At 60.2% G+C, this 25878-nt stretch carries 27 protein-coding genes; 7 read left to right on the top strand and 20 right to left on the bottom strand.

Annotated features, from left to right (window positions below):
* Window positions 1-86: 86 nt before the first annotated feature.
* The 5 genes from OC445_RS02065 to OC445_RS02045 are packed head-to-tail and all read right to left on the bottom strand — an operon-like array spanning window position 87 to window position 4010.
* The gene (locus tag OC445_RS02065; protein ID WP_054897237.1) at window positions 87-722 is read right to left on the bottom strand and encodes an SCO family protein; all 636 of its coding nucleotides are present in this window, start codon (window positions 720-722) and stop codon (window positions 87-89) included.
* Window positions 719-1618, bottom strand: coding sequence for a heme o synthase (gene cyoE, locus OC445_RS02060; RefSeq protein WP_054920928.1), 900 nt, complete (start codon window positions 1616-1618; stop codon window positions 719-721). Before cyoE ends, OC445_RS02065 begins: the two co-directional genes overlap by 4 nt.
* Window positions 1606-2685: a COX15/CtaA family protein gene (locus OC445_RS02055; protein ID WP_127880290.1), complete on the bottom strand. Its 1080-nt coding sequence runs from the start codon at window positions 2683-2685 to the stop codon at window positions 1606-1608. Before OC445_RS02055 ends, cyoE begins: the two co-directional genes overlap by 13 nt.
* Before the next feature lie 10 nt (window positions 2686-2695).
* Entirely contained in the window at window positions 2696-3280 is a 585-nt protein-coding gene (locus tag OC445_RS02050) for a hypothetical protein (RefSeq protein WP_198791741.1), read from the bottom strand.
* On the bottom strand, window positions 3246-4010 hold the full coding sequence (locus OC445_RS02045; protein WP_054920932.1) for an SURF1 family protein: 765 nt from the start codon (window positions 4008-4010) through the stop codon (window positions 3246-3248). Before OC445_RS02045 ends, OC445_RS02050 begins: the two co-directional genes overlap by 35 nt.
* A 31-nt stretch (window positions 4011-4041) precedes the next feature.
* Between OC445_RS02045 and OC445_RS02040 the strand changes: the two genes are divergently transcribed.
* Window positions 4042-4245: a twin transmembrane helix small protein gene (locus OC445_RS02040; RefSeq protein WP_003187345.1), complete on the top strand. Its 204-nt coding sequence runs from the start codon at window positions 4042-4044 to the stop codon at window positions 4243-4245.
* Between the two features lie 6 nt (window positions 4246-4251).
* Here the strand turns inward: OC445_RS02040 and OC445_RS02035 are convergent, their stop codons facing one another.
* The 4 genes from OC445_RS02035 to coxB form a co-directional block, all read right to left on the bottom strand.
* Window positions 4252-5139: a cytochrome c oxidase subunit 3 gene (locus OC445_RS02035; protein ID WP_003187344.1), complete on the bottom strand. Its 888-nt coding sequence runs from the start codon at window positions 5137-5139 to the stop codon at window positions 4252-4254.
* A gap of 35 nt (window positions 5140-5174) precedes the next feature.
* Window positions 5175-5726: a cytochrome c oxidase assembly protein gene (locus OC445_RS02030; RefSeq protein ID WP_054897242.1), complete on the bottom strand. Its 552-nt coding sequence runs from the start codon at window positions 5724-5726 to the stop codon at window positions 5175-5177.
* A gap of 135 nt (window positions 5727-5861) precedes the next feature.
* A complete protein-coding gene (ctaD, locus tag OC445_RS02025) occupies window positions 5862-7445 on the bottom strand; it encodes a cytochrome c oxidase subunit I (protein WP_003187339.1) in 1584 nt (527 codons plus the stop codon).
* A 58-nt stretch (window positions 7446-7503) separates the two neighbouring features.
* Window positions 7504-8631, bottom strand: coding sequence for a cytochrome c oxidase subunit II (gene coxB, locus OC445_RS02020; protein WP_014716323.1), 1128 nt, complete (start codon window positions 8629-8631; stop codon window positions 7504-7506).
* Window positions 8632-9000: 369 nt separating this feature from the next.
* Here coxB and OC445_RS02015 point away from each other — a divergent pair, with 369 nt between their 5' ends.
* A complete protein-coding gene (locus tag OC445_RS02015) occupies window positions 9001-9648 on the top strand; it encodes a hypothetical protein (RefSeq protein ID WP_003187334.1) in 648 nt (215 codons plus the stop codon).
* A 130-nt stretch (window positions 9649-9778) separates the two neighbouring features.
* On the opposite strand, the gene OC445_RS02010 is transcribed toward OC445_RS02015, so the two are convergent.
* The 6 genes from OC445_RS02010 to OC445_RS01985 all read right to left on the bottom strand — a co-directional run bounded on the left by OC445_RS02010 (window position 9779) and on the right by OC445_RS01985 (window position 17357).
* Window positions 9779-11320: a SulP family inorganic anion transporter gene (locus OC445_RS02010; RefSeq protein ID WP_034129222.1), complete on the bottom strand. Its 1542-nt coding sequence runs from the start codon at window positions 11318-11320 to the stop codon at window positions 9779-9781.
* 85 nt (window positions 11321-11405) lie between these two features.
* Window positions 11406-12137, bottom strand: coding sequence for a carbonic anhydrase (locus OC445_RS02005; protein WP_003187331.1), 732 nt, complete (start codon window positions 12135-12137; stop codon window positions 11406-11408).
* Between the two features lie 228 nt (window positions 12138-12365).
* The gene (locus tag OC445_RS02000; protein ID WP_034129221.1) at window positions 12366-13424 is read right to left on the bottom strand and encodes a PA0069 family radical SAM protein; all 1059 of its coding nucleotides are present in this window, start codon (window positions 13422-13424) and stop codon (window positions 12366-12368) included.
* 82 nt (window positions 13425-13506) lie between these two features.
* Entirely contained in the window at window positions 13507-14805 is a 1299-nt protein-coding gene (locus OC445_RS01995; protein ID WP_072445700.1) for a cytochrome c, read from the bottom strand.
* A 12-nt stretch (window positions 14806-14817) separates the two neighbouring features.
* Window positions 14818-16602: a GMC family oxidoreductase gene (locus OC445_RS01990; protein WP_262019921.1), complete on the bottom strand. Its 1785-nt coding sequence runs from the start codon at window positions 16600-16602 to the stop codon at window positions 14818-14820.
* Between the two features lie 2 nt (window positions 16603-16604).
* Entirely contained in the window at window positions 16605-17357 is a 753-nt protein-coding gene (locus OC445_RS01985) for a gluconate 2-dehydrogenase subunit 3 family protein (RefSeq protein ID WP_072445699.1), read from the bottom strand.
* A gap of 275 nt (window positions 17358-17632) precedes the next feature.
* Between OC445_RS01985 and OC445_RS01980 the strand changes: the two genes are divergently transcribed.
* Window positions 17633-18283, top strand: a complete 651-nt coding sequence (locus OC445_RS01980) for a dual specificity protein phosphatase family protein (protein WP_181125177.1) — start codon at window positions 17633-17635, stop codon at window positions 18281-18283.
* Window positions 18284-18391: 108 nt separating this feature from the next.
* On the opposite strand, the gene OC445_RS01975 is transcribed toward OC445_RS01980, so the two are convergent.
* Window positions 18392-18667, bottom strand: coding sequence for a YheV family putative zinc ribbon protein (locus OC445_RS01975; protein ID WP_020301415.1), 276 nt, complete (start codon window positions 18665-18667; stop codon window positions 18392-18394).
* A complete protein-coding gene (gene prlC, locus OC445_RS01970) occupies window positions 18664-20715 on the bottom strand; it encodes an oligopeptidase A (RefSeq protein ID WP_054897247.1) in 2052 nt (683 codons plus the stop codon). The genes OC445_RS01975 and prlC overlap by 4 nt, the downstream gene beginning before the upstream one ends.
* A 101-nt stretch (window positions 20716-20816) precedes the next feature.
* Here prlC and OC445_RS01965 point away from each other — a divergent pair, with 101 nt between their 5' ends.
* Entirely contained in the window at window positions 20817-21359 is a 543-nt protein-coding gene (locus OC445_RS01965; protein ID WP_127880299.1) for a gamma carbonic anhydrase family protein, read from the top strand.
* On the top strand, window positions 21356-22015 hold the full coding sequence (locus OC445_RS01960; RefSeq protein WP_034129215.1) for an HAD family hydrolase: 660 nt from the start codon (window positions 21356-21358) through the stop codon (window positions 22013-22015). Before OC445_RS01965 ends, OC445_RS01960 begins: the two co-directional genes overlap by 4 nt.
* A 95-nt stretch (window positions 22016-22110) precedes the next feature.
* Here the strand turns inward: OC445_RS01960 and OC445_RS01955 are convergent, their stop codons facing one another.
* Window positions 22111-23154: an aminopeptidase gene (locus tag OC445_RS01955; RefSeq protein ID WP_181125164.1), complete on the bottom strand. Its 1044-nt coding sequence runs from the start codon at window positions 23152-23154 to the stop codon at window positions 22111-22113.
* Window positions 23155-23264: 110 nt separating this feature from the next.
* Here OC445_RS01955 and OC445_RS01950 point away from each other — a divergent pair, with 110 nt between their 5' ends.
* Window positions 23265-23687, top strand: coding sequence for a hypothetical protein (locus OC445_RS01950; RefSeq protein ID WP_034134140.1), 423 nt, complete (start codon window positions 23265-23267; stop codon window positions 23685-23687).
* Window position 23688: 1 nt separating this feature from the next.
* Here OC445_RS01950 and OC445_RS01945 read toward each other — a convergent pair whose 3' ends face one another.
* Together OC445_RS01945 and OC445_RS01940 are read right to left on the bottom strand one after the other, a co-directional pair.
* Window positions 23689-23928, bottom strand: a complete 240-nt coding sequence (locus tag OC445_RS01945) for a DUF1161 domain-containing protein (protein ID WP_003187312.1) — start codon at window positions 23926-23928, stop codon at window positions 23689-23691.
* A 211-nt stretch (window positions 23929-24139) separates the two neighbouring features.
* Window positions 24140-24571 carry an OsmC family protein gene (locus tag OC445_RS01940; protein WP_003187311.1) on the bottom strand — a complete coding sequence of 144 codons (432 nt, stop codon included), beginning with the start codon at window positions 24569-24571 and terminating at the stop codon, window positions 24140-24142.
* Window positions 24572-24788: 217 nt separating this feature from the next.
* Here OC445_RS01940 and OC445_RS01935 point away from each other — a divergent pair, with 217 nt between their 5' ends.
* The gene (locus OC445_RS01935; RefSeq protein ID WP_198790682.1) at window positions 24789-25790 is read left to right on the top strand and encodes an LLM class flavin-dependent oxidoreductase; all 1002 of its coding nucleotides are present in this window, start codon (window positions 24789-24791) and stop codon (window positions 25788-25790) included.
* Window positions 25791-25878: the final 88 nt, after the last annotated feature.

Raw genomic sequence — 25878 nt, 5'->3', positions numbered from 1 at the left:
TCTTGTGACGCTCTGCGTCACGCTTGGGGACGCAGAGCGTCCCTAGCTGCATTCCCACGCAGAGCGTTGGAACGATCATCAGGTGCTCACTTGCGCTGAAGCAACCCCGGCAACTGCGCCACCAGCTTCTGGTTGTTCAATGGCGCACGAATAAACCCACGCTGAGTACCATCCGGGCCGATCAGTGCCAGGTTACCGCTGTGGTCGACTGTATAGTTCGGCTTGCTGGTATCCGCCGGAATGAAGGGAATGCTCACCGCATTCGAGACCTTCTGCACATCCTCCACGTTAGCGCCAGTCAGGCCTTGGAACTGTGGGTCGAAGTAACCCAGGTACTGCTTGAGCTGCGCCGGGGTATCGCGGTGTGGATCGACGCTGACCAGGATCACCTGCAACTTGTCCACAGCCTCTTTGGGCAGCTCACTCTTGATCTGGCGAAGCTGGGCGAGGGTGGTCGGGCAGATATCCGGGCAGAAGGTGTAACCGAAAAACAGCAGGCTCCACTTGCCCTTCAACTCATTGACCACCACCGGCTGGCCTTCCTGGTCGGTCATGGTCACCGTTGGCAACTGGCGGCTTTGCGGCAGCAGAATGATGCCGGCGTCGATCAGCGCAGTGGGATCGCCCTGGCCTTTGCCCGAGAGCACTTTGTTGACGGTCAGGCCCATGATCAACGCCACCAGGGCCACGAGGATGAAGACGGTTTTTTGAGTTCGAGTCATAGGTTCAACAATAAGTAGTGGTCTACGAGCAGGGCGATAAACAGCAGCAGCAAGTACCAGATAGAGTACTTGAACGTGTTGATCGCCGCGTGCGGCTGGCTGCCACGGTACAACACCCAGGCCCATTGCAGAAAGCGCGCACCCAATACCAGCGCACAGCCCAGGTAGAGCAGCCCGCTCATGTGGATAACGTAGGGCATCAGGCTCACCGCCAGCAGGGCGAAGGTGTACAGCAGGATATGCACCTTGGTGTAGTGTTCGCCATGGGTGACCGGCAGCATCGGGATGTCGGCCTTGGCGTATTCCTCTTTGCGGTGAATGGCCAGGGCCCAGAAATGTGGCGGAGTCCAGGCGAAGATGATCAGCACCAGCAGCAAGGGTTCGGCACTCACATGCCCAGTAACAGCCACCCAACCCAACAGCGGCGGCGCCGCACCGGCCAGACCGCCGATGACGATATTCTGCGGCGTTGCTCGCTTGAGAAAGCCGGTATAGATCACCGCATAACCCAGCAGCGAAGCCAAGGTCAGCCAGGCCGCCAGCGGGTTGGTGTACGCGAGCAGCAGGGCTAATCCTGCAATAGCCAGGAACAACGCAAACGCTAACGCCGCCATCGGCGAGACACGCCCCTCAGCCATCGGCCGCTTGTGAGTGCGCGCCATCACGGCATCAATCCGTCGATCGACCACATGGTTCACCGCCGCCGCGCCGCCGGCACACAGGGCAATGCCGAGGTTGCCGAACACCAGCACTGTCCAGGGCACCCCGGCGCGGGTGGCAAGGAACATGCCCACCAGCGAAGTAATCAGCATCAGCACCACTACTTTGGGCTTGGTCAGCTCCAAATAGTCACGCCAGATCGCCCGGTCGCGACGTGCGCCGATCACGGTCGCCATGGCAGCTCTCCTTTAAGGGTGATAAGGCCCGACACCTGTTTGCGCGGGATAAAACGCCAGCCGAACAGGCGCGGGTGACGCACCCGAACCAGGCTGGTGCGCGCGTGATAATTGACCAGCACCAGCGTCAACAACAACGCTGCCCCGCCGGCGTTGTGTGCGACCGCCACCGGCAGGGGCAAGCCGAACGCCACATTGCTCACCCCCAGGCAGATCTGCGCAGCCAGGGCGATCAACAGCAGGCCGGCCAGGCGCGTCATCCCTACTGCTCGCAGTTGCCAGGCCAAGCCGAGCAACACCAGCGTGACCAGCACTGCGCCGATGCGATGCGTCAGGTGGATAGCAGTGCGCGCCTCGCTGTCGAGTTGCCCGCCCAGGTAATTGGGGCCGATGTGCTGGGTCAGGTGAAAGCCATTGGCAAAGTCCGCCGTCGGCCACCACTGACCATGGCAGGTAGGCAAATCGACACAGGCCACCGCCGCGTAGTTGGAACTGACCCAGCCGCCTAGGGCGATCTGCCCGATCACCAGCACCAGGCCCGCCGTCGCCCAATATTGCAGGCGCTTGGGCACGACCAGCGCCGGTAGTACGCCGGACAGCCGCAGGGTCAGCAGAAACAGCAGGCTCAAGGTCGCAAAGCCGCCCAAAAGGTGCCCTGTGACCACTTGCGGCCAGAGCTTCAAGGTCACGGTCCACATGCCAAACGCCGCTTGGGCGAACACCACCGCCAGCAGGAACAGCGGCAGCTTCACGGGCTGGCCCGGATCACGTCGATGACGCCACGAACGCGCCGCCAGCAGCGCGATCAACAGGCCCAGGCTGCCCGCGAAGTAGCGATGGGTCATCTCGGCCCAGCCTTTGTCGGCCTCCACCGGCGTGTCGGGAAAGTGCAACTCGGCATGGGCCAGTTGGGCTTCGCTTTGCGGCACGCTGATAAAGCCATAGCAGCCCGGCCAGTCCGGGCAGCCGAGACCGGCGTGAGTCAGGCGGGTATAGGCGCCGAGCAGCACGACAAACAACGCCAGAAGCGTGGCAAACAGCGCGAGGCGAAATCCAGGCTTGGCCATGAGGGTGCCCTTATCCGATGTTCGACAGTTTCAGCAGCAAGCGCAGGTCGTTGAGCAAGTCCTTGCCCTTGACCTTGGCGTCGTAGCGCAGCACCAGATTGCCGTGGGGGTCGACGATCCACAGTTGCGCCTCGCCGGGCGCAGCAGCGTTCCTGGTAAAGGTCGACACATCCAGCGGGTAGCGCTGCAGCTGTGGATATTCGGCCTTGAGCTTGGCCTCGTATTCGCTGCTCAACGGTTGCGCGCCGGCCAGGGCATGGCTGGCACGGGATGCATCCCGGCCAAGGCTGATCTGCAGCTGGCGCGCCAGGTACACCAGTTGCTGGCAATCAGCGGCACAGGCGGCGGGGGCGGTGACCAGCAGTTGCCAGCGCTGTTCATCGGCCTGCACGCCAATGTCGGCGCGGGTCTGGCCGTTGCCGATCAGTTCGCCGTGATAGCAGCGGCTGTCCGGCACCCAGAACTGCAATTTGTACATGAAGGTGGCCAGCGCCATCGGGCCGATCACCATCATCAAGATCAAAATCAGCTGCCAGCGCCCCTTGCGCCGATCAGGCGTGTCAGATGTGCTGGGTGGATTCATGGCCGCTCCCATGGGGCTTCTCCTTTTTGTTATGCCATCCGAGGTAGAGGTAAAGCGCCAGCAACGCCATGGCCATGGCGAACCATTGCACAGCGTAGGCCAGGTGTTTTTCCGGGCCCATGGCGACGACGGGCCAGGTGGTTTCGTAGGTACCGGGGCCCGCTTCGGCGCGCAGTTCATAGTCAAAACCGCTGCGCCCCAGTTCGTCCCACAGCGCGGCGGGGTGCAGTGCGGTAAGCAGGCGCGGCCATTGCGTGCTGGCCGGGTCGGCATGCAGTTGGAAGGTCTCGCCGGGGGCGACGTACACCCAGGCGTCGAGGTTCAGCGTCTGTTCAGGAGTAGTAAAGGCGGGCGCGATACGCCGGTCCGGCCAGGGCAGCCAGCCGCGATTGAGCAACAGCCAGAGGCCGCTGGCCTGGTCATGAAAGGGTTGCAGCAACTCGACACCGGCCTTGCCGTCACGCATGCGGTTATCCAGCAATACGCTGTGTTCACCATCCAGTTGCCCGCGAAGGTGAACACGACGGAAGGCTGGATCAGCCATGTCATTGAGCTGCGTACTGCTGACCGGCTCGGCGGCGCGGCGCTCGGCATAACGGTCTACCAACAGTTGCTTTTCGTGCCCGCGGGACAATTGCCAAAACCCCAGGCCCACCATCAATGGCAGCAACACCAGTACCACCAGCGTCGGCGCGATGCCCGGACGAAAGCGTTGCATGGCACTGGCTATACTCGATCTCATCGCCCCTCCCCAATTAGCCCGGAGCCAGACCATGCTCAAAGCCGCCATTGCCCTGATGCTGATCGCGACCGTCGTGAGCCTGTTCAGTGGCTTGTTCTTCCTGGTCAAGGACGAGGGCAACTCCAACCGCCTCGTCACTGCCTTGACCGTGCGTGTCACGCTGGCCGTGATCACCGTGGGCTTGATCGCCTGGGGCTTTTTCAGCGGCCAATTGGTCTCTCATGCGCCGTGGTAAACGGCGTCACAGCACATAGACAAAGAAAAACAGCCCGATCCACACCACGTCCACAAAGTGCCAATACCAACTGGCCGCCTCGAAACCGAACTGGTGCTCGGCATTGAAATGCCCGCGCAGGATGCGCATCAGCATCACAAACAGAATGATGGTGCCGATGGTCACGTGGGCGCCGTGAAAGCCCGTGAGCATGAAGAACGTCGCGCCGTACACGCCTGAACCCAGGGTTAGGCCCAACTCTTTGTAGGCGTGGATGTATTCCTCGGCCTGGAATCCAAGAAACGCCAAGCCCAGCAGCACGGTGATCGCCAGCCAGAGTTTCAGTGCGCCACGATGGCCTTTGCGCAGGGCATGGTGGGCAATGGTGATGGTCACGCTGGAACTCACCAGCAGGATGGTATTGACCAATGGTAGGCCCCAGGGGCTGATGGTGCCTTTGGGCGCAGGGTAGAGCTTGGGGTCGGGGTTGTTCAGCAGGGGCCAGGCAAACTCGAAGTTCGGCCACAGCATGTGCGCAATGCCCTTGGGCCCCTCGCCCGCCAACCAAGGCCCAGCCCAGACGCGCACGTAGAACAGCGCACCAAAAAAGGCGATGAAGAACATCACCTCCGAAAAGATGAACCAGGTCATGCCCCAGCGGAACGAGCGGTCCATCTGGGCGCTGTACAGCCCAGCACGACTTTCCTTGATCACCGCGCCAAACCAGCCAAACAGCATGTAGGCCAGCAGCAAACCGCCGACGAAAAAGATCCACGGCCCGTGGGATTCAGGGCGCGCGGCCTTCAAGTCGTTGAACCACACGGCCAGGCCATACACGGTGACCAGCAGGCCAATCGTGGCAATTATTGGCCATTTGCTTTGCGCTGGTACGTAGTACGTATCATGAGTCGACATGTATTCGCTCTCCTGATTGAGGGGGCAAACAGTAGCTAGCCCCCGGTCCTGACGGCCACGGGCGGCTGGCGCGCAGTGATATCGAACAGCGTGTACGCCAGGGTCAAATGCTTCACATCCGTGGGCATCGCTCGGTCGACGATGAAACGTACGGGCATCTCAATGCGCTCACCGGGCTGCAACACTTGCTGGGTGAAGCAAAAGCATTCGGTCTTGTGGAAGTACATCGCCGCTTCGGCCGGGGAAATACTGGGTATCGCCTGGGCGGTCATCGGCTTATCAGTGGGGTTGTAGGCCACGAACAGCATCTCGTTGACTGCTCCGGGGTTGACCACAATCTCATCGGCCTTGGAGTGAAATTCCCAGACCATGTCGATGGCGTTGGTGGACAGAAACTGCACCCGCACTTGGCGCGAGGGGTCAACCATTTGCTCACCCTCGTACTGCCCGGCGGTCTTGCCGTTGATGCCGAACGCCTTGCACATCACGTCGTAGATCGGCACGAGGGCGAAGCCGAAGGCGAACATTGCCAGCACCAGGATCAGCAGGCGGGTGACCAGGCGCTTGAGCGGTACGGACTCAGCCATAGCGCCCACCTGGCTTTGGACTTTCTGTGGGAGCTGGCTTGCCTGCGATGAGGGCCTGAGGGCTGGTAGATTCAGTGCCTGACCTACCGCCATCGCGGGCAAGCCCGCTCCCACAGGGGGAGTATAGGGAGGGCTTCATTTGACCTCCGGCGGCGTGGTGAAGGTGTGATACGGCGCCGGCGAGGGCACGCTCCACTCCAGGCCTTCGGCGCCATCCCACGGTTTGGCCGGCGCAGGCGGGCCGCCACGGATGCACTTGATGACAATGAACAGGAAGAAGATCTGCGTGGCGCCGAACATGAAGGCACCAATGGACGAGACCATATTGAAGTCAGCGAACTGCAGGTTGTAGTCCGGCACTCGGCGCGGCATACCGGCCAGCCCCACAAAGTGCATGGGGAAGAACGCCATGTTCATGCCCACGAAAGACAACCAGAAGTGCAGCTTGCCCAAGGTTTCGTCGTACATGTGGCCGGTCCATTTAGGCAGCCAGTAGTAGGCCGAAGCGAAGATCCCGAAGATCGCGCCGGGCACCAGTACGTAATGGAAATGCGCCACCACAAAGTAGGTGTCGTGGTACTGGAAGTCCGCCGGGGCAATCGCCAGCATCAGCCCGGAGAAGCCGCCGATGGTGAACAGGATCACAAAGGCCACCGCAAACAACATCGGCGTCTCGAACGTCAGTGAGCCTTGCCACATGGTGCTGACCCAGTTGAACACCTTCACGCCCGTAGGCACGGCGATCAGCAAGGTGGCGTACATGAAGAACAGCTCACCCACCAGCGGAATGCCCACCACAAACATGTGGTGCGCCCACACGATGAACGACAGGAACGCGATGCTCGCGGTGGCGTAGACCATCGAGGTGTAGCCGAACAGCGGCTTGCGCGAGAAGGTGGGGATGATCGAGCTGACCGCGCCAAAGGCCGGCAGGATCATGATGTACACCTCGGGATGCCCGAAGAACCAGAACACATGCTGGAACAGCACGGGATCGCCACCACCGGCCGCGCTGAAGAAGCTGGTGCCGAAGTGGATATCCATCAGCATCATGGTCACGCAGCCCGCCAGTACCGGCATCACCGCGATCAGCAGGAACGCGGTGATCAGCCAGGTCCACACGAACAGCGGCATTTTCATCAGGGTCATGCCCGGCGCACGCAGGTTAAGGATGGTGGCGACCACGTTGATCGCGCCCATGATCGAACTGATGCCCATCAGGTGGATGGCAAAGATAAAGAACGTCACGCTTTCCGGGGCATAGGTGGTCGAGAGCGGGGCGTAGAAGGTCCAACCGAAATTCGGCCCGCCGCCGGGCGTGAACAAGGTGGACACCAGCAGCAGGAACGCCGCCGGCAGCAGCCAGAAGCTGAAATTGTTCATGCGCGGCAGGGCCATGTCCGGCGCGCCGATCATCAACGGGATCATCCAATTGGCCAGGCCGACAAACGCCGGCATCACCGCGCCGAATACCATGATCAGGCCGTGCATGGTGGTCATCTGGTTGAAGAACGCCGGCTGCACGATCTGCAGGCCCGGCTGGAACAACTCGGCGCGGATCACCATGGCGAACGAGCCGCCGAGCAGGAACATGGTGAAGGCGAACCACAGGTACATGGTGCCGATGTCTTTGTGGTTGGTGGTCAGCACCCAGCGCATCAGGCCCTTGGCGGGGCCGTGTGCGTGGTCGGCATGACCATGGTCGATCACGGTGCTCATGGCCGTTCTCCTGCAAGCGAGTGAGCGGGACGATTCAGGGCATTGGCAATGAAAGTCGTCATTTGCTTTGGGCCTGTTTCAGAGCCAGCACGTCTTTGGGCGTGACCATGTCGCCTTTGTTATTGCCCCAGGCGTTACGCTCATAGGTCACCACAGCGGCGATATCCACTTCCGAGAGCTGCTTGCCGAAAGCTGCCATCGCGGTGCCGGGCTTGCCGTGATACACGATGCTCAGATGGTCTTTGGCCGGCCCGGTGGCGATTTTCGAACCCTTGAGCGCCGGGAACATCGGTGGCAAGCCTTGGCCCTCAGCCTGGTGACAGGCCACGCAAGTGGTGTGATAGACCTTGTCGCCACGCGCCACCAGTTCGTCCAGCGTCCACTCCTTGGAGGTCAACTCCTTGAGCTTGGCGGCCTCCTCCTTGCGCTCGCCCAGCCAGGTGTCGTAGTCGGCCTTGGACTTGACCTCCACCACGATGGGCATGAAGCCATGGTCCTTGCCACACAGTTCGGCGCACTGACCACGGTAGATGCCGGGCTTCTCGACGCGGGTCCAGGCTTCGTTGACGAAGCCAGGGATAGCATCGCGCTTGACCGCAAAGGCCGGCACCCACCAGGAGTGGATCACATCGGCGGCGGTCACCAGAAAGCGCACCTTGGCGCCCACCGGCAATACCAGCGGCTGGTCGACTTCCAACAGGTAGTGCTCGCCCTTGGTGGCCTGGTTATGGATCTGCTCGGCGGGTGTGGCCAGGTTGCTGAAGAACTCCACATCCTGGCCCAGGTATTTGTAGTGCCACTTCCACTGATAGCCGGTGACCTGGATATCGATATCCGACTCACTGCTGTCGTAGATGTTGATCAGGGTCTTGGTGGCCGGAATGGCCATGGCCACCAGGATCAGCAAGGGCACCACGGTCCAGAGGATTTCCACGGTGGTACTTTCGTGGAACTTCGCCGCTACCTGGCCCGTAGACCGGCGGTGCAGGATCATCGACCAGAACATCGCGCCAAACACGACGATGCCGATCACCACACAGATCCAGAAAATGGTCATGTGCAGGTCAAACACAGCGTGGCTGACTTCAGTAGCCCCTGGCGCCATATTCGTAGTCCAGGCGGCGTGCGCCTGGCCGAATACCGACCACAACAGGAGGCCCATCCAAACGTGTGGATGTCGCGTCATTGCGGGTTCCCCTTTATGTTTCTTGTTATCCCGCCGGTTTGCACCTGCGGCGAAGGGAGCGGCTTCCATACTGCTTACAACCGCCAAGCCTTGCCTGCGTCATGCAGTTGGGCGTCATCAGCTAATTGCGTACAAAACCGAGTATAGACAGCCGTAGCAACCCCGCAATGTGTGGGGGCAAATCAATAGAAACAGACAGACGGAGCCCGTAAAATGGGCGGCGGAATCGTTTATCCGACGAACGATGGCATTTCGATATAACCCCTGCCTATAACCATGAAATAATTATGACAAATGCGTCTTAGGCGCTCGTATAAACGAACTACCTTATCTTCTCCCTTTTCCTACGCCTGCTTCACTGGAGCCTTCATGAACACCGCCGCATTGCGCGAGCAGATTTCCCGTGCCCATCAACACGAAGCCAGCACCGGCCAGCTCGTCAGCCAGCTGAAGAAACAAGTGCCGCACCTGCATTCGTCCATCGCCTTGGCTGACGGTGATCGCAATATGGTCATGACCCGTTTTGTGACCGCTTACATCGATCTGGTTCCTGATTTGCTCGACGCCGCCAATGACGTGGCCCGTGAGGCCGGGATTGAAAGCCAGATCAAACCGGTACTGAAAATCGCTGAACATTTTTTCCTGCAGCCGCCAGCGATTCTGGCCGGACACGACGGCCTTGATGGCCTGCTGGATGAGGCCTACCTGGCGCATCGCCTGGTCGAAGAAGTGAACGATCTGTATATCAAGCATTTTGGCCAGCCGCTGATTCCAGCGGATACCACCGTGGCCAACGTGATCGCCCATCAACTGATCGGTGAAGACTTCGCCAACCAATTGGATGAAGCCGTGCACCTGGCGGTGGATGAGATGCTTAACGAGGAAAGCTTTGCGCTGGAATCGGTCGAGGCCTATCGCGAACAGCTCAAGAGCCCGCAGACCGAAGCGTCCTGGAAGCGCTGGCCATGCCTGTCGCGCCAGCTTGGGGTTGAGCTGTCGCTGGATCAACCTGCGTAAATCGTCCGGCTTACAAAGATCAACTGTGGGAGCCGGGCTTGCCCGCGATTGGCGGAGTATCAGCCAACAGATTAGTTGACTGAACCACCGCCATCGCGGGCAAGCCCGGCTCCCACAGTTTTTTGAGAGGTCAGGCAGGCGCTGAGCCGATCCCCACTGTCGTTCTCACCCGACCTTCCAGCCGACGCTTCAAACCGCGAGCCTCGATCACCAACGTCGAGCCCTTGGCCGCATTGGCCCGGCCCCATTCTTCCAGCAACTCCAGGCAAGAGTGGTCGATGTAACTCAAGTTGCTCAACGGCACATGCAGGGTGGTCCCCGCAGGTACCGCCGACAACACCTGAGTCAACGCCGGCACCTTCAGAAAGGTTGCCGCCCCCGTCAAACGCAGCTCCATCTCACCTTCCTGGGGCAGGTCGATCAGGCTGACTTTCAGGCGCGACGCCTTGAACGCCAGCTTCACCAATGTAAGCCCAAACCCCACCAGCACACCGGTCAGCAAATCGGTGAAGATGATTGCCAGTGCCGTGGCCGCATAGGTGAACATCGGCATCCGCCCATAGCGGCCCAGCGCCTTGAACGCCTTGATGTCTACCAACTTGATGCCGGTGTACACCAGCACACCCGCCAGGCTCGCGACCGGAATGCTCTGCAGCACGCTCGACAGCAAGAGCACGAAACCCAGCAGCCATAGGCCATGGAACATCGCCGACAGACGCGTGGTTGCCCCGGCCTGGACGTTAGCCGAGCTGCGCACGATCACGCCGGTCATGGGCAAAGCGCCAACCAGACCGCAGAGCATGTTGCCCACCCCTTGGGCCGACAATTCCTTATCGAAATCCGAACGTTGACCACTGTGCATGCGGTCCACCGCTGCGGCAGACAGCAGGGTTTCGGCACTGGCAATAAACGCCACGGCGAATGCCGCGATCAGCAACTGTGGATCCGCCAGGTTCAGCAAGTCGCTGGGGCGCAGCCAGTCGATAGCGTCCGCCAGGTTTTCCGGGACTTCCACGCGCTTGACCTGCAACGCCAGCACCAGGCTGGCAACAGTCGCCAGGCCCACGCCAAGCAACGCGCCAGGTACAAACCGCAGTTGTTGCGGGCGGAATTTGTCCCACAGGTACATCACCAACATCGTCGACAAACCAAGTACGCCAGCCTGCCAGCCGAGCCCGCCGCCGAAGGTAGGAATTGCTGCAGCCAGCGCTGCCGGGAAGCCGGCCAGGTTATCCAGCCCTGAAGGCTTGGGCGCGCCGTCGAGCATCACATGAACCTGCGACAGCACGATCAACACGCCAATCCCGGCCAACATGCCGTAGACCACCGCCGGCGCGGTGACGCGAAACCAGCAGCCCAGGCGCAAACGCCCGGCAACCAATTGCAGGAAGCCGGCCAGCAACAGGATCGGCCCCAGCATCAGCATGCCGTGCTGGCGCACCAGCTCGAACACCAGCACTGCCAGACCCGCCGCCGGGCCGCTGACTTGCAGCGGCGAGCCGGCCAACCAGCCCACCACCAGGCCGCCGATGATGCCAGTGATCAGGCCCTTGGCCGGCGGCATGCCGGACGCAATCGCGATGCCCATGCACAGTGGCAAGGCGACCAGAAAAACAACCACCGAGGCGAGCAGCTCCCGTGGCAATACAGCTTTCAATTGAGCAGCACGCATGATGACTCTCCCGAGGCATTCGCCGGGCGCGGTAAAGCCTGGCTGCATCCATGGCAGCCACCGCATTACCCGGCAGGGAAGTGTTTTAGAAGCGCGCTTTAGGCGTCGCTGAAGGGATCGGCTCGGTGCCGTTCAGCGGTCGGAACGCCGCTTTGTCCGCATCGTAGGCCCGAATTTCGCTGGTCTCGATGTTGTAGATCCAACCATGGATAAACAAATGACCATTGGCCATGCGCGAAGCCACGGAAGGGTGGGTACGCAAATGTTGCAGTTGGGCGATGACGTTTTCTTCGGTCAGCACCGCCATGCTCTCGCCTTCGTTGGCGCAGTCGCAGTTGTCATGGACCATGGTCTTGGCGACCTCGGCGTGACGCAACCAGGCCTTGACCGTCGGCATCTTTTCCAGACTGTCGGGGTTGAGCACGGCACGCATGGCGCCGCAGTCCGAATGCCCGCACACGATGATGTGCTGTACGCCAAGGGCGAGCACAGCGTATTCGATAGCCGTGGAAACACCGCCGTTCATCTGGCCGTAGGGCGGCACCACGTTACCGACGTTACGGGTCACGAACAGGTCGCCTGGGGAGCTCTGGGTGATCAGCTCGGGCACGATGCGCGAGTCGGCGCAGGTGATGAACATCGCCCGTGGGCTCTGGGCAGTGGCGAGTTTCTTGAAAAGTTCTTCCTGCTGGGGGAAGACGTCGTGATGGAAATGCAAAAAGCCGTCAACGATATGCTGCAGCGCTGCATCGGCGGATTCCGCCACCTGAGGGGCTGAAGCCGACGCAGCCAACGGCTGTTTATCCTTGTCACTCATGATTCATCCTCTTGATCAATGCAGGGGAGGGTTCAGGTCAGTTCGACGCCATGGCGGTGAAATAGTTGTAAAACAAGCACCGGCCAGGCTGCCGACTCATCAGTCACTCGCTGAACAAGGTAAACGTCGAAACTTAACTCAAACTGAATGAACCGCTCTAGAACGCGGGTTTCAGTGATGTCAAAACGCGACTATTCCTACAGCAAAGGTGCACGTCTCTCCCTCAGTCTACAACAAAGCCATCTGCCTGCCCGGTGGGCAAAACGCCGTGCAATCAAGGTTGAACCCTTCCCGCCGATTCAGCCCCAGACGCTTGATCGCCTTGCTGAAACGCTGCGCCAGCAAATCGGCAAACGGCCCTTCACCGCGCATACGCACGCCAAACCGGCTGTCATACACCTCACCCCCGCGTACTTGACGCACCAGGCTCATCACATGGGTTGCTCGCTGGGGGTAATGGGCCGCCAGCCACTCCTCGAACAACGGCGCCACCTCCAACGGCAGGCGCAGCATCATATACGCCGCGCTTTGTGCGCCGGCCGCGTGAGCTTCGGTAAGCAGGCTTTCCAGCTCGCTGTCGTTGATCATCGGGATCATTGGCGAACAAAGCACGCCCACCGGGATGCCTGCGTCACGCATTACCCGAATCGCCCGCAGCCGTGCCTTGGGGGCCGCCGTGCGCGGTTCCAGGATGCGCTTGAGCTCGTCGTCCAGGCTGGTGAGGCTGATCATCACCCCCACCAGGCGCTGGCGGGCCAACTCGGTCAGCAGGTCGAGGTCGCGCAGGATCAGCGAGCCCTTGGTGATGATCGTCACTGGGTGGCGGTAGCGCAGCAGTACTTCAAGGGTTTGCCGGGTGATCCGGTATTCGCGCTCGATTGGCTGGTACGGATCGGTATTGGAACCCAGGTTGATCGGCGCACACACGTAGCCCGGCTTGGACAGCTGCTGTTCCAGCACATCGGCCGCGTTGCTCTTGGCAATCAATCTGGTTTCAAAGTCCAGCCCGGGCGACATGTCCCAATAGGCATGGCTGGGCCGCGCATAGCAGTAGATGCAACCATGTTCACAACCACGATACGGGTTGATCGACCGATCAAACGGCAAGTCCGGCGAGTTGTTGCGGGTGATGATGGTCTTGGCCGTTTCGATACGCACTTCGGTGCCTTGGGTCGGCGGCACTTCCTGGTACCAACCGTCGTCCTCGGCCACGCTGACGGTGGGTGCAAAGCGATTATGCAGATTGGTGGCCGTACCCCGGCCACGGGGCGGCAGCGCAGTAGACATGAAAACGCCTCGATACTGTTTTTATATACAGTATCGAGGCGCGAGGTTTCTGACCAGTGCCGTTGGGCGGCCAGCGAACTTATCAGTGCTTTTGCGTCACCTGCCCCAAGTCATCGCCCGAGGTGGTGTGCAGATCGTTTTTGCGCAGGTCCGCCACATCGCTCGCCTTGACCGGCGCGCCCTGGTTGCCCCAGCTGCCACGGATAAAACTGACCACATCCGCCACTTCCTGGTCCGACAGACGCCAGGCGAACGCTGGCATAGTGAAGGTTGATGGCGCCGCATGGGTGGCCGGCAAGGTGCCGCCGTTCAACACAATGTTGATCAACGACGTGGCATCTGCCGTCTGCAACACCGGGTTGCCCGCCAGCGCCGGGAATACCCGCGTATAGCCATGGCCGTCGGTACGGTGGCAGGCCGCGCAGTTGTCGATATACACCGAGGCGCCCGGCTTGCTGTCATCACCTTTCCAGAGCGCTTGCGCTACCTGCTTGTCGTATTGGTGCGGCTGGTCCTTCGGATCGACTGCCGGCAGGCTCTTGAGGTATCGCGCGATAGCGGTCAGGTCATCTTCCGACATGTACTGCATGCTATGGACGACAACATCGCTCATACCGCCGAACACCGCACTGCGGTCACTGCGGCCGGTCTTGAGAAACTGCACCAGTTGCTCTTCGCTCCAGCTGCCGAGGCCGTCCTTGTGGTCGCCGCGCAGGCTTTTGGCAATCCAGCCTTCCAACGGCGCACTGCCAGAGAGGAAGGCGCTGCCGTCCGTGGCACTCAGGGCTTTTTCCTGCATGGTCAGGGCACGCGGCGTATGGCAGGCGCCGCAATGTCCGAGACCTTCCACCAGGTAGGCACCGCGATCGATCACCGGGTCGGCAGCGGCTTGCGGCTGATGCGCCTCGACTGCCGGGGCAAACATCCAGCGCCAGGCCGCCAACGGCCAACGCATGCTCAAGGGCCAGGGAATATCGCTGTCCTTGTTTTCCTGGGCAACCGGTTCGACCCCCTTCATAAAGTACGCATACAGCGCTTGCATATCGCTGTCGCTGACACGTGCATAAGACGGGTAAGGCATCGCCGGGTAAAGCGTACTACCGTTCTTGGCGACACCATGGCGCACGGCCTTGTCGAAATCCTCGAAGCTGTAGTCGCCCAGGCCGGTCTTGTCCGGGGTGATATTGGTGGAGTAGATCACGCCAATGGGCGTTTCCATCGGCAGGCCGCCAGCGAAGGGCTTGCCACCCTTGGCGGTATGGCAGGCAACACAGTCGCCGGCGCGCGCCAGGTATTCACCCTGCTTGATCAGATCGGTTTCGGCGGCGCTGATCGAGCAGCTGCTGAACAGCGCCAGGGAGGCGATAACGAGTGCTTTCATGGTCATCGCTCCTTATGCCTGAACCAGCGGGCCGGGTTTTTTGAGGTACTGCTCGCGAATCGCGCGAGCCGACCAATAGGTCAACGCTGCCACCAGGCCGGTCGGGTTGTAGCCCAAGCCTTGTGGGAAAGCGGAAGCACCAGGGACAAAGACGTTGTGCACATCCCAGCTCTGCAAGTAGCGGTTCAACGCACTGGTTTTCGGGTCGGTGCCCATGATCGCGCCGCCGTTGAGGTGGGTGGTCTGGTAGGAGGCGGTATTGAAATGCTCACCAACCTTTTTACCCAGCACGGCGATGGCCTTGGGGTTCATGGCCTGGGCCACTTTGCCCATTTTTTCCATCATGAAGCGGTTCATCTTGATGTCGTTTTCTTGCCAGTCGAAGGTCATGCGCAGCAGCGGCAGGCCGTAGGCATCGCGGTAAACCGGGTCCAGATCCAGGTAGTTGCTCCGGTAGGATTGATGGGCACCGTGAGAATCCATTGAGACCTGATGGGTGTAATAATCGGCGGTGGCGCGCTTCCAGGCACTGCCCCAGGCCGGCGTACCCGGCGGGTTGGACGTACCGGCAATCGGCCGGCTGCCCGCCTGGTTGACCCACATCGGCGAACCACCCACGAAGCCGTGGGGGCCATGGTCAAAGTTGTCGGCGTTGAAGTCGTCGATGGCCACGCCATTGCCGCCCGCGCCGATAAAGTTGTTGGTGTGGGTGTCCTTGTCGAAGAACGCCTTGATGGTGCCCATGTTCTGGTAGGCGAAGTTGCGGCCTACCACACCCTCGTTGGTAATCGGGTCGTAGGGTTTGCCGATGCCGGACAGCAGCATCAGGCGCACGTTATGGAACTGGAAGGCGCCAAGAATCACCAGATCGGCCGGTTGTTCACACTCGCGGCCCTGGGCGTCGATGTAGGTCACGCCGGTGGCTTTCTTCTTGGTGCTGTCGAGGTTGACCTTGAGCACGTGGGAATTGGGCCGCAGCTCGAAGTTGGGCACCTGGCGCAAGGCCGGCAGGATGTTCACGTTCGGCGAAGCCTTGGAGTACATGTAGCACACGTAGCCACTGCAAAACCCGCAGAAGTTGCACGGGCCCATCTGCGCACCGTAGGGGTTGGTGTACGGCCCCGACGTATTGGCCGAAGGCAGGTTGTAAGGTTTGTAACCTACGTCGGTCGCCGCTTTCTGAAACAGCTGGGCGGAGACGGTATTTTTCTGCGCCTCCAGCGGGAACGGGTTGGAGCGATCCGGCGCGTAGGGGTTGCCGCCACGGCCTTCACCGACCAGTTGGCCCTTGACCGTCCAGGCTTGGCCGGAGGTGCCAAAGACTTTTTCCGCATAGTCGAAAAACGGCTCCAGCTCTTCGTAGCTGACGCCGAAGTCCTGGATGGTCATGTCCTTGGGAATGAAGTTCTTCCCGTAGCGCTCTTCGTAATGGCTGCGCATGCGCAGCTCAATTGGATCAACGCGAAAATGCACGCCGGACCAGTGCAGCCCCGCACCACCAACGCCATTGCCCGGCAAGAACGCGCCCAACTGACGATTGGGCAGGGCGACGTCATTCACGCTGTGGCGAATGGTCACCGTTTCTTTGGAGATGTCTTGGAACAGCTTCTTACGCACGCTGTAGGTCAATTCGTCGATGACCTGGGGATAGTTGCCGTCTGGATAAGTGTCCTGCATCGGGCCGCGCTCCAGCGCTACCACGTTGAGGCCCGCTTCTGTCAGCTCTTTGGCCATGATCGCGCCCGTCCAGCCGAAGCCCACAATCACAGCATCCACTTTCTTCATGATGGTCGCCACGTTTACGCCCTCTCGCCGCGAATGGAAACAGCCGGGAAGGGGTATTGCTCGTTGCGTTCCACCCAATCCATGAAATCGGCGCGGGCGCCGGGGAAGCCGATCATGGTCCAGCCGACCATGCCTTTATTACCGCCGTGGATAGGGTCGCAGAAGAAGCCTTCCTTGGTGTTTTGCAGCAAAAGGTTGAAGAACATCTTGGGCGGCACCGCGTCGAAGTGCGCAGCGACTTCACTGCCGCCAGCCTCCAGGCGTCGCAGCATATCGTCTCGGGTAGCGCTGTCTTGCGCAGCAAAAGCCTTACCGTTGAACGCTTTCGACCACGCATCCGTAGCAGCAATGCCGAGGCGATAGATCTCCTTGGGTACCAATTTACTTTGCCAGCCCATCTCCGGCGCCGCATCAGCGTTGAACGGGCCTTGCATGAACCACAGGGCGCCACTGGCGTAAGGGGTGTTCATCTGGCGGTCGATGTATTCCGGCGCGCCAGCTTCCAAGGCACCTGGGCCTTGGGCGTCAGCGGGAATCAAGCGCTCGACGGCGGCGTTGATAAACGCCCATTCCTCGGCCGTGAAATAACTTGGCTCGTAGGCTTTGTCGCTGACCGCGGGTTTGGCCGGCTCGGCCTGGGCCGGTTCCGGCGTGGCCATCAACATCGAACCGCCAAGGCCGCTGCTGGCAACCGTGACCACCGGGATCAAGGTCAAGGATTTGCGTAAAAAGTCACGCCGGGGGTTGTCTTGATCTTGATCAGACATAGGTACACCTCATCATGTGGTCACGGGTTTATCCGCCGCTTCTGGGAGCAGCGTGAAGGCTTTGCCGCTAATTGGATCCAAGCAGACACAGCACAATGGCAAACATTAGTTACAAATGATAGCAGGCTAAGAATTCAGAGGCGTCGATTCGGTGACAAAAACACCGGATCAGATCCCAGGCATCACGATTCTTTGACACGGACCTCACGCCGTATTGACCCGCTTTGAGTGAATCTGCGGCCCATCAGCCACTTCCTAGCTCGGTCACAACGTTCATGTTCAACACACGCTTACTCCTCGTTCTCGGCCTGGCGCTCACGAGCCTGTTCAGCACCGTACAAGCCGATGAGGCTGCGTCGATCCGCTCGCCGGAGTGGGCCCAGCCGGTGGGTAACCAATACAACCTGCACCAGATGACACCCACGCTCTATCGCAGCGCATTGCCGGATGGACATGCGCTGCCGTTATTGCAAAAACTCAAGATCGTTACGGTCATCAACTTCCTGCCAGAATCTGATACGCAGTGGCTCCAATCCTCTGATATCAAACAGGTGCAGTTGAGCTATCGAACCAACCACGTCGACGATGCCGACGTGCTGGCGGCAATCAGAGCGATTCAGGCAGCAGAGGCCGATGGCCCTGTGTTGATGCATTGCAAGCACGGCGCCGACCGCACCGGCCTGATGGCAGCGATGTATCGGGTGGTGGTTCAAGGGTGGAGCAAGGAGGACGCGCTGAACGAAATGACCTTGGGCGGCTTTGGCAGCAGCAATGGTTTCAAGGATGGCGTTCGCTACATGATGAAAGCCGATGTCGACAAGTTGCGCACAGCTTTGGCGAATGGGGATTGCAGCACCAGCGCCTTTGCGTTGTGCTCAATGAAAGGCTGGATCACCACAACGGGTAAGGAAGAAAAAAAATGGTAGGAGCGAGCTTGCTCGCGAAGAACGTTAACGATAACGCGCGTTTTCCTGGATAAACGCCGCGCTGTTGAGTTCTTCGCGAGCAAGCTCGCTCCTACAGTGAGTGCCGGCTTAGTCTTTTTTCAGCTTCGGGTTCGGGAAGAACTGCACTGCCTGCACCTTAGGATCGGCCGGCGCTTTCAACGCGGTGGTATTGACCCTAGTGCCCAATTCCTTGGGCACCGACAGGCCTTGATCATTCAGCGTATCGGTATACCCGCAGGCCACGCATTCGCGGTGCGGCACGCTGTCTTCGGTCCACATCTTCAACTTGTCCGGCTCGCTGCACGCCGGGCAGACCGCCCCGGCGATAAATTGCTTTTTGGTAATCACAGGCCCTTCACTCATGCTGCCGCGTCCTCACTCAAGCCGCTGTGGCGCAAGAGTGCGTCAATCGACGGCGCGCGTCCGCGGAAATCGACGAACAGCACCATCGGCGCCTGGGAGCCGCCACGGGCCAGGATGGCTTCACGGAAGGCACGCCCGGTCTGGGCGTTGAGCACGCCGTCTTCCTCAAACTTGGAGAACGCGTCCGCCGACAGCACTTCCGCCCATTTGTAGCTGTAGTAACCCGCCGCATAACCGCCGGCGAAGATGTGCGCGAAGCTGTTGGGGAAGCGGTTGTAGGCCGGTGGGCGCATGACCGAGACTTCATCGCGCACGCCTTCAAGTACCTGAGCCACGCTGCGACCATCGCCATGGGTGGCGTGCAGTTCAAAGTCGAACAGCGAGAACTCCAGCTGACGCACCATCATCAGGCCGGACTGGAAATTTTTCGCCGCGAGCATTTTTTCCAGCAGGTCCTGGGGCAGGGGCTCGCCGGTTTCGTAGTGGCCGGAGATCAGCGCCAGGCCTTCAGGCTCCCAGCACCAGTTCTCCATGAATTGGCTCGGCAGTTCCACCGCGTCCCACGCCACACCGTTGATACCGGATACGCCGGCGTGCTCCACGCGGGTGAGCAGGTGATGCAGGCCGTGGCCGAATTCGTGGAACAGGGTGGTGACTTCATCGTGGGTCAGCAGGGCAGGCTTGCCACTGTCGGCCGGGGTGAAGTTGCACACCAGGTTGGCCACGGGGCTTTGCAGCACGCCATCAAGTGTACGGCGGCGGTCACGGGCACCGTCCATCCAGGCACCGCCACGCTTGTTGGCGCGGGCATACAGGTCGAAGAAGAAGCGTCCGACGTGCTCGCCGTTCTCCTTGATCTCGAACAAGCGCACATCCGGGTGCCAGGTGTCGAAGCCTTTAAGCTCAGCGATCTCGATGCCGTACAGGCGCTGCACAATGGCAAACAGGCCGCCCAGCACTTTGTCGATGGGGAAGTAGGCGCGCAGCGCTTCCTGGGACACGCTGTAGCGCTGCTCACGCAGTTTTTCGCCGTAGAAACCGCTGTCCCAGCTCTGCAGATCAGCGCAGCCTTGCTCGGCGGCGTAGGCCTTGAGTTGCTGCAGGTCCTGGGCGGCGAACGGCTTGCTGCGCTTGGCCAGGTCGCGCAGGAAGCTCAGCACCTGGTCGCTGGATTCGGCCATCTTGGTGGCCAGGCTCAGCTCGGAGAACGACGCATAACCCAACAATTGGGCCAGTTCCTGACGCAGGTCGAGGATCTGCTCCATCACCGGGCCGTTATCGTTCTGACCGGCATTCGGGCCCTGGTCCGACGCACGGGTGCAGTAGGCGGCATAAACCTCTTCACGCAGGGCGCGGTCCTGGGCGTAGGTCATGACGGCGTAGTAGCTGGGGAATTCCAACGTGATCAGCCAGCCGTCGAGGCCCTTGGCCTGGGCGGCGGCAGCCATTTGCGCCTTGGCCGAATCGGTCAGGCCGGCAAGTGTCGCCTCATCAGTGACGTGCTTGGTCCAGGCCTGGGTGGCGTCCAGCAACTGGTTGGAGAATTTGCTGCCCAATTCGGACAGCTTGCTCTGCACCTCGGCGTAGCGTTTTTGCTGCTCCGGCGGCAAATCAATACCCGACAGGCGGAAGTCACGCAGGGAGTGTTCCAGAATGGTTTTTTGCGCCACATCGAAACCGGCAGCTTCCGGGCTGTTGGCCAGGGCTTCGAAGGCCTGGAACAGCTCACGGTTCTGGCCCATTTCGGTGGAGTAGGCGCTCAATGCCGGCAGGCACGCCTCGTAGGCTTCGCGCAGTTCGGCGCTGTTGCACACGGCATTGAGGTGGCTGACCGGGCTCCAGGCCGCGCCAAGGCGATCATTGAGTTCATCCATGGCCAGGACCAGGCCTGCCCACGTCGGATTTTTACCCTGGCTTTGCAGGATCTCTGCGATTGCCACGCGGTTGTCGGCGAGGATCTGTTCGATGGCCGGCTGCACGTGCTCGGCACGGATCGCCGAGAACGGCGGCAGGTCGTAGGACTGCAAAAGAGGGTTGTTCGCGCTCACGGTGGGCACCTTGGCTGAAGAAACATGTAGAACAAAGATGGGGCCATCTTAATTACAATCAACACCCACCGCAGCTATCAGCAGAAGAGAGAGAGGCTATCGTGACCCTTCGCACCTATCAGAACCACACGCCAACCCTCGGCGCCGGGGCGTTTGTCGATATTTCGGCGGTGGTGATCGGCGATGTCGAAATCGGCACTGACAGCTCGGTTTGGCCGCTGACAGTGATCCGCGGCGACATGCATCGCATCCGCATCGGTGCGCGCACCAGCGTGCAAGACGGCTGCGTGCTGCACATTACCCATGCGGGGCCGTTCAATCCGCAGGGTTACCCGTTGCTGATCGGCGACGATGTGACCATCGCTCACAAAGTCATGCTGCATGGCTGCACCGTGGGTAACCGCATCCTGATCGGCATGGGCAGTATCGTGATGGATGGCGCCGTGGTCGAAGACGACGTGATCATCGGCGCCGGCAGCCTGGTGCCGCCAGGCAAAAAACTCGACAGTGGTTTTTTGTATGTGGGCAGCCCGGTCAAACAGGTTCGCGCATTGACTGACAAAGAACGCGCCTTTTTCACCTACAGCGCTGCGAACTACGTGAAGCTCAAAGACCTGCACCTGGCTGAAGGATTCGATCAATGACCCTGCATCACCCCACCGTCCTGTTCGACCTGGACGGCACCCTCACCGACCCACGCGAGGGCATTACCCGTTCGATCCAGTACGCCTTGGCCAAACTGGGCATTGATGAGCCCGACCTGACCAAACTCGAACACTTCATCGGCCCGCCCTTGCTGCAGGCGTTCATGCAGTTTTACGCCTTCGACGAGGCCAAGGCATGGGAGGCGGTGAATTTCTACCGTGAGCGCTTCAAGGTCACCGGCCTGTACGAAAACCGCGTGTTCGACGGCGTCATGCCGTTATTGGAAGAGTTGAACAGCCAAGGGCGTCAGCTGTACGTAGCCACCTCCAAACCGTGGGAATTTGCCCGCGAGATTGCGCGGCATTTCGACTTTGCCAAGTACTTCAAGGTGATCTACGGCAGCGAACTGGACGGCACGCGTACCAACAAGGTCGAGTTGATCGCGCATTTGATGCGTGAGGAACGGCTGGACCCGGCCACCACCTTGATGATCGGTGATCGCAAGCATGACCTGATCGGCGCACGCAGTAATGGGCTGGATTCGGCCGCCGTGGGGTATGGGTTTGGTAGTTTTGAAGAGCTGAGTGCCGAGGCACCGACCTGGCATTTCGAGACGTTGGACCAGATGCATCAGGCGTTTTTGCAGCGTCCTTGAGACCGCTTTCGCAGGCAAGCCAGCTCCCACAGTTGACCGCATGCTCATGTTGAAAATCGGTCAACTGTGGGAGCTGGCTTGCCTGCGAAGAGGCCCTAACGGCCAACCTTCTCCAACTGCCTCAACGCCGCTTTACGCTGCTCCACCGGCAACCCACCCAACCGCTCCACCGCCGCATAAAACCTAACCCAATCCCCGCCTTCCCGCGCGAACAACGCCGCAAACGCCGGCACCCATTGGTCATACAACCCAAACGGCAAAAGCCGCGCGTTATTCATCGGCTGGTTAATCCAGGCGTCATAACGCTTGTCACCACCCCATTGGCTATCACGCAGGTGCCGGTATTCACTACGTAACTGCTCGAATTGCGCCGCTTTGGCCCGGCGCATCGCGTCCGCTGCCAACGGCTGCGCGTACAACGCCTCCAGGCGTCTACGGGTATCGAGAATCAGCCGGATAAATTGATCGCGTTGCTTCAACGCCGCATCGCCGACAGGCGCCAGGCCCCGCGCCGCACGCCATTGGCGCGTGCCCTCCTGCTCGACAAAACTGGCATAGGACTCGTTGAACTCGGTGTCGTCCTTCACGTAGAAGCGCTGGTGGGCCAGCTCATGGAAGATCAGCGTGGCGAGGCGCTCATCGCCCCAGCTCATCATCGAACTCATGATCGGGTCATTGAACCAGCCCAGGGTGGAATAGGCCTCCACGCCGCCGATCGACACATCCATGCCCTGTTGCCGCAACAGCGCCGCCTCGCCCCGGGCCGCACCTTGGTTGTAGTAGCCGCGATAGGCGACGCAACCGGCGATGGGAAAGCAATGGTTCTGGGGTGACAGAGAAAATTCCTGCGTGGCGAAGACATTCCAGACCACATAGGGTCGGCCAATATCGGCATAAAGCCGGTAACTTTGATTGTCCGGCAGATGCAGGTGTTCACTGGCAAAGGTTCGAGCTTTCTGCGATTGAGCCAGATGCTCGCGCAGCAGTGGCGGGCGAGCAGGGTCGGCGATGACCTCGGCAACCGGCTCCCGTGCCCGCAACAGGTGCCACTGGCCACTCGCCAACTGGCTGTAATAACTGACACTGGAGCAGCCGCTGAGCAGCAAAACCATCAGTCCTGGAAGAAAACGCCTGATCATGCACTGACTGCTCCTGGGTGATGGGTTCGCCAGACTATCGCGCTTGCCGGGGATTTTTCCACGGCGTGGCGTGTTTATACTCAAGCCTCTTCTCGTGTTGAGTACCTGCCATGCGCCAGCTCTTGCTTCCCGTCGCCGCTGTATTCCTCAGCGCTTGCGCCTCGACCCCCATCCCCCCCGTGGACCCGCAGCAGGCCTGGGTCGATTTCACCACGCCGACACCGGGTTCCAAGTTGGTGATGGCTCAGCGCCTGGACGGGAAAAACCTTGACGACGGGCGCTTTTTTCAAATGCCTCCCGGCCCTCACGAGCTGATGGTGCGCTTTGATTTTGAAGTGCCCGCCGGCGGCGGCCTGGGTGGCCTCAGCCAGATGATGTATCGCACCTGCTTCATGACGCTGCAGTACGACCACTTTCAGGCCGGCCAGCGCTATGTGCTGGAAGGGCGCTCACTGGCGTTCACGCCCAACATCCGGCTGTACGACTCAACCCGCCAGCTATTGGCCGAAGAGCGCAGCGTGAACTGCATCTGAGTCAGTCGTTGTTCTTTTGATAGATGATGCGCTTGGTGCCGTTTTCGCATGAGCCGACAATCATGGCTTCGTCATGGTTCTTGGCTTCTTCGGCGGTGATGATTTCCAGGGTGTAGGACGGAATCGCCTTGGCCTGGATCTTCACTTCGATTTCTTTCCTGAGCTCTTCACAATCTTTTGGCGCGGCCACGGCCGAAGTGGCCAATACACCGCAGATGATTGCCAAGGCAAAACGTTTCATGTGTGGAGCTCCCTGAATGCGCTGCGCACGAGTGTGCGCCTAGGCTGCATGGGCTATTCGACCACATTTTGCAAACACGAGTTCTGATTTAACGCAGAACTAAACATGTGGGAGCGGGCTCGCTCGCCAATACGGAGTATCAGCCACTGAAGATATCGGCTGATCCACCGCATTCGCGAGCAAGCCCGCTCCCACATGGATTACCGCTGTATCAGTTGACCAGCGTGGCATCCAAGGTGATGGTTGCATTCAGCACCTTGGACACCGGGCACCCTTCCTTGGCCTTTTTGCTCAGTTCATCGAACTGCGCCTGGCTCGCGCCTGGGATTTTGGCTTTCAGGATCAGATGCACTGCTGTAATCGCAAAGCCGCCCTCGACCTGGTCCAGAGTCACTTCGGCCTGGGTGTCGATGCTGTCAGCCTTGAGCCCGGCGTCGCCGAGAATCATGGAAAACGCCATGGAGAAACAGCCGGCATGAGCCGCGCCGATCAATTCTTCAGGGTTGGTACCCTTGCCGCCCTCGAAACGGGCCTTGAAGCCGTAAGGCGCTTCGCGCAGCACGCCGGTTTCGGTGGAAATGGAGCCCAGGCCAGTCTTCAGGTCGCCTTCCCAATGCGCGGATGCCTTTTTAACGATACTCATAGCTTTCTCCTCGAACGGTGGTTTTGCGTCGGTAAGGGTTCTGAGGATAGACGTCAAAACAAAGTTCATTCGTAAGAGAAACCTAGCAATTCAGTAGGAAATTTCAGAGCTACCTATTGAATCTCGGGTATATGCCCTCATTGCATAGAGCATGCACATGAAGCGGCAGGTTTTGGTTCGTCTAGAAAGCCTGCGCCCCCATTGGAGAAGCAGGCTTATGAAATCGCTGTCCGACGTAAAATTCTCGACCCTCGACCTGGTGCCCGTACGCGCCAACGGCAGCCCGGCGCAGTCGCTGCGCAATTCCCTGGACCTGGCCCAGCATGTGGAGAAGTTCGGCTACCACCGCTTTTGGGTAGCTGAGCACCACAATATGGACGGCATCGCCAGTTCGGCCACTTCGGTGCTGCTCGGTTACCTGGCAGGCGGCACCTCGACCATTCGCGTGGGGTCTGGCGGGGTGATGTTGCCAAACCACGCGCCACTGGTGATCGCCGAGCAGTTCGGTACGCTGGAAAGCCTCTACCCCGGTCGTATTGACCTGGGCCTGGGGCGCGCGCCCGGTTCCGACCAGATGACCGCCCGCGCCCTGCGCCGTGAACGCTCCGGCAGTGCCGATGACTTCCCCGAAGATGTGGCCGAGCTGATGGCCTACCTCGGCCCGCGTACGCCCGACCAACGGGTTATCGCGGTACCGGGCACCGGCACCAATGTGCCGGTGTGGCTGCTGGGTTCAAGCCTGTTCAGCGCGCAATTGGCCGGTGAGCGTGGCTTGCCTTACGCCTTCGCCTCCCATTTCGCGCCGCGCTTGATGCATGAGGCGATTCGCGTGTATCGCAATCACTTCAAGCCTTCGGCGGTGCTGGTCAAGCCCTACGTGATGCTCGGCATTCCGCTGGTGGCCGCGGACACCGATGAGCAGGCCGATTACCTGGCCACCTCGGTGTACCAGCGTATTCTGGCGTTGATGCGCGGCCAGAGCCTGGTGCAGCGCCCTCCAGTGAAAACCATGGACGGCCTGTGGTTGCCCCATGAAAAAGATGCGGTCGGTAGCTTCCTCGGCTTGGCCATGGTGGGCAGCCCGGCGAAGATTCGCGGCAAGTTGGAGGTGTTGATCGAGCAGACCGGTGCCGATGAGCTGATTTTTACCAGTGACCTGTATGAGCACGCCGACCGGATTCATTCCTACGAGCTGCTTGCACAAGTAATGAAGGGCTGAATGGTCAAACGATATACCTGTGGCGAGGGAGCTTGCTCCCGCTGGAGTGCGCAGCGCTCCCATTTTTTTGGGGCCGCTACGCAGCCCA

The organism is Pseudomonas sp. Pse35 (genome assembly GCF_024519715.1).
Classification (GTDB): domain Bacteria; phylum Pseudomonadota; class Gammaproteobacteria; order Pseudomonadales; family Pseudomonadaceae; genus Aquipseudomonas; species Aquipseudomonas paracarnis.
Note: the sequence above shows the minus strand (reverse complement) of the source record. Positions and strands in the feature narration are given on the sequence as shown.

What these genes read in the sequence shown, in the direction of transcription:
- cyoE (WP_054920928.1), bottom strand. Translation starts at nt 1,618, where the DNA reads ATGGCGACCGTGATCGGCGCACGTCGCGACCGGGCGATCTGGCGTGAC.
- OC445_RS01980 (WP_181125177.1), top strand. Translation starts at nt 17,633, where the DNA reads ATGTTCAACACACGCTTACTCCTCGTTCTCGGCCTGGCGCTCACGAGC.
- OC445_RS02045 (WP_054920932.1), bottom strand. Translation starts at nt 4,010, where the DNA reads ATGAGATCGAGTATAGCCAGTGCCATGCAACGCTTTCGTCCGGGCATC.
- OC445_RS01940 (WP_003187311.1), bottom strand. Translation starts at nt 24,571, where the DNA reads ATGAGTATCGTTAAAAAGGCATCCGCGCATTGGGAAGGCGACCTGAAG.
- OC445_RS02015 (WP_003187334.1), top strand. Translation starts at nt 9,001, where the DNA reads ATGAACACCGCCGCATTGCGCGAGCAGATTTCCCGTGCCCATCAACAC.
- OC445_RS01945 (WP_003187312.1), bottom strand. Translation starts at nt 23,928, where the DNA reads ATGAAACGTTTTGCCTTGGCAATCATCTGCGGTGTATTGGCCACTTCG.
- OC445_RS02050 (WP_198791741.1), bottom strand. Translation starts at nt 3,280, where the DNA reads ATGGGAGCGGCCATGAATCCACCCAGCACATCTGACACGCCTGATCGG.
- OC445_RS01955 (WP_181125164.1), bottom strand. Translation starts at nt 23,154, where the DNA reads ATGATCAGGCGTTTTCTTCCAGGACTGATGGTTTTGCTGCTCAGCGGC.
- OC445_RS01960 (WP_034129215.1), top strand. Translation starts at nt 21,356, where the DNA reads ATGACCCTGCATCACCCCACCGTCCTGTTCGACCTGGACGGCACCCTC.
- OC445_RS02030 (WP_054897242.1), bottom strand. Translation starts at nt 5,726, where the DNA reads ATGGCTGAGTCCGTACCGCTCAAGCGCCTGGTCACCCGCCTGCTGATC.
- OC445_RS01975 (WP_020301415.1), bottom strand. Translation starts at nt 18,667, where the DNA reads ATGAGTGAAGGGCCTGTGATTACCAAAAAGCAATTTATCGCCGGGGCG.
- OC445_RS01950 (WP_034134140.1), top strand. Translation starts at nt 23,265, where the DNA reads ATGCGCCAGCTCTTGCTTCCCGTCGCCGCTGTATTCCTCAGCGCTTGC.
- OC445_RS01995 (WP_072445700.1), bottom strand. Translation starts at nt 14,805, where the DNA reads ATGAAAGCACTCGTTATCGCCTCCCTGGCGCTGTTCAGCAGCTGCTCG.
- OC445_RS02010 (WP_034129222.1), bottom strand. Translation starts at nt 11,320, where the DNA reads ATGCGTGCTGCTCAATTGAAAGCTGTATTGCCACGGGAGCTGCTCGCC.
- OC445_RS02040 (WP_003187345.1), top strand. Translation starts at nt 4,042, where the DNA reads ATGCTCAAAGCCGCCATTGCCCTGATGCTGATCGCGACCGTCGTGAGC.
- coxB (WP_014716323.1), bottom strand. Translation starts at nt 8,631, where the DNA reads ATGACGCGACATCCACACGTTTGGATGGGCCTCCTGTTGTGGTCGGTA.
- OC445_RS01935 (WP_198790682.1), top strand. Translation starts at nt 24,789, where the DNA reads ATGAAATCGCTGTCCGACGTAAAATTCTCGACCCTCGACCTGGTGCCC.
- ctaD (WP_003187339.1), bottom strand. Translation starts at nt 7,445, where the DNA reads ATGAGCACCGTGATCGACCATGGTCATGCCGACCACGCACACGGCCCC.
- OC445_RS02005 (WP_003187331.1), bottom strand. Translation starts at nt 12,137, where the DNA reads ATGAGTGACAAGGATAAACAGCCGTTGGCTGCGTCGGCTTCAGCCCCT.
- OC445_RS02035 (WP_003187344.1), bottom strand. Translation starts at nt 5,139, where the DNA reads ATGTCGACTCATGATACGTACTACGTACCAGCGCAAAGCAAATGGCCA.
- OC445_RS02000 (WP_034129221.1), bottom strand. Translation starts at nt 13,424, where the DNA reads ATGTCTACTGCGCTGCCGCCCCGTGGCCGGGGTACGGCCACCAATCTG.
- OC445_RS01985 (WP_072445699.1), bottom strand. Translation starts at nt 17,357, where the DNA reads ATGTCTGATCAAGATCAAGACAACCCCCGGCGTGACTTTTTACGCAAA.
- OC445_RS02065 (WP_054897237.1), bottom strand. Translation starts at nt 722, where the DNA reads ATGACTCGAACTCAAAAAACCGTCTTCATCCTCGTGGCCCTGGTGGCG.
- OC445_RS02055 (WP_127880290.1), bottom strand. Translation starts at nt 2,685, where the DNA reads ATGGCCAAGCCTGGATTTCGCCTCGCGCTGTTTGCCACGCTTCTGGCG.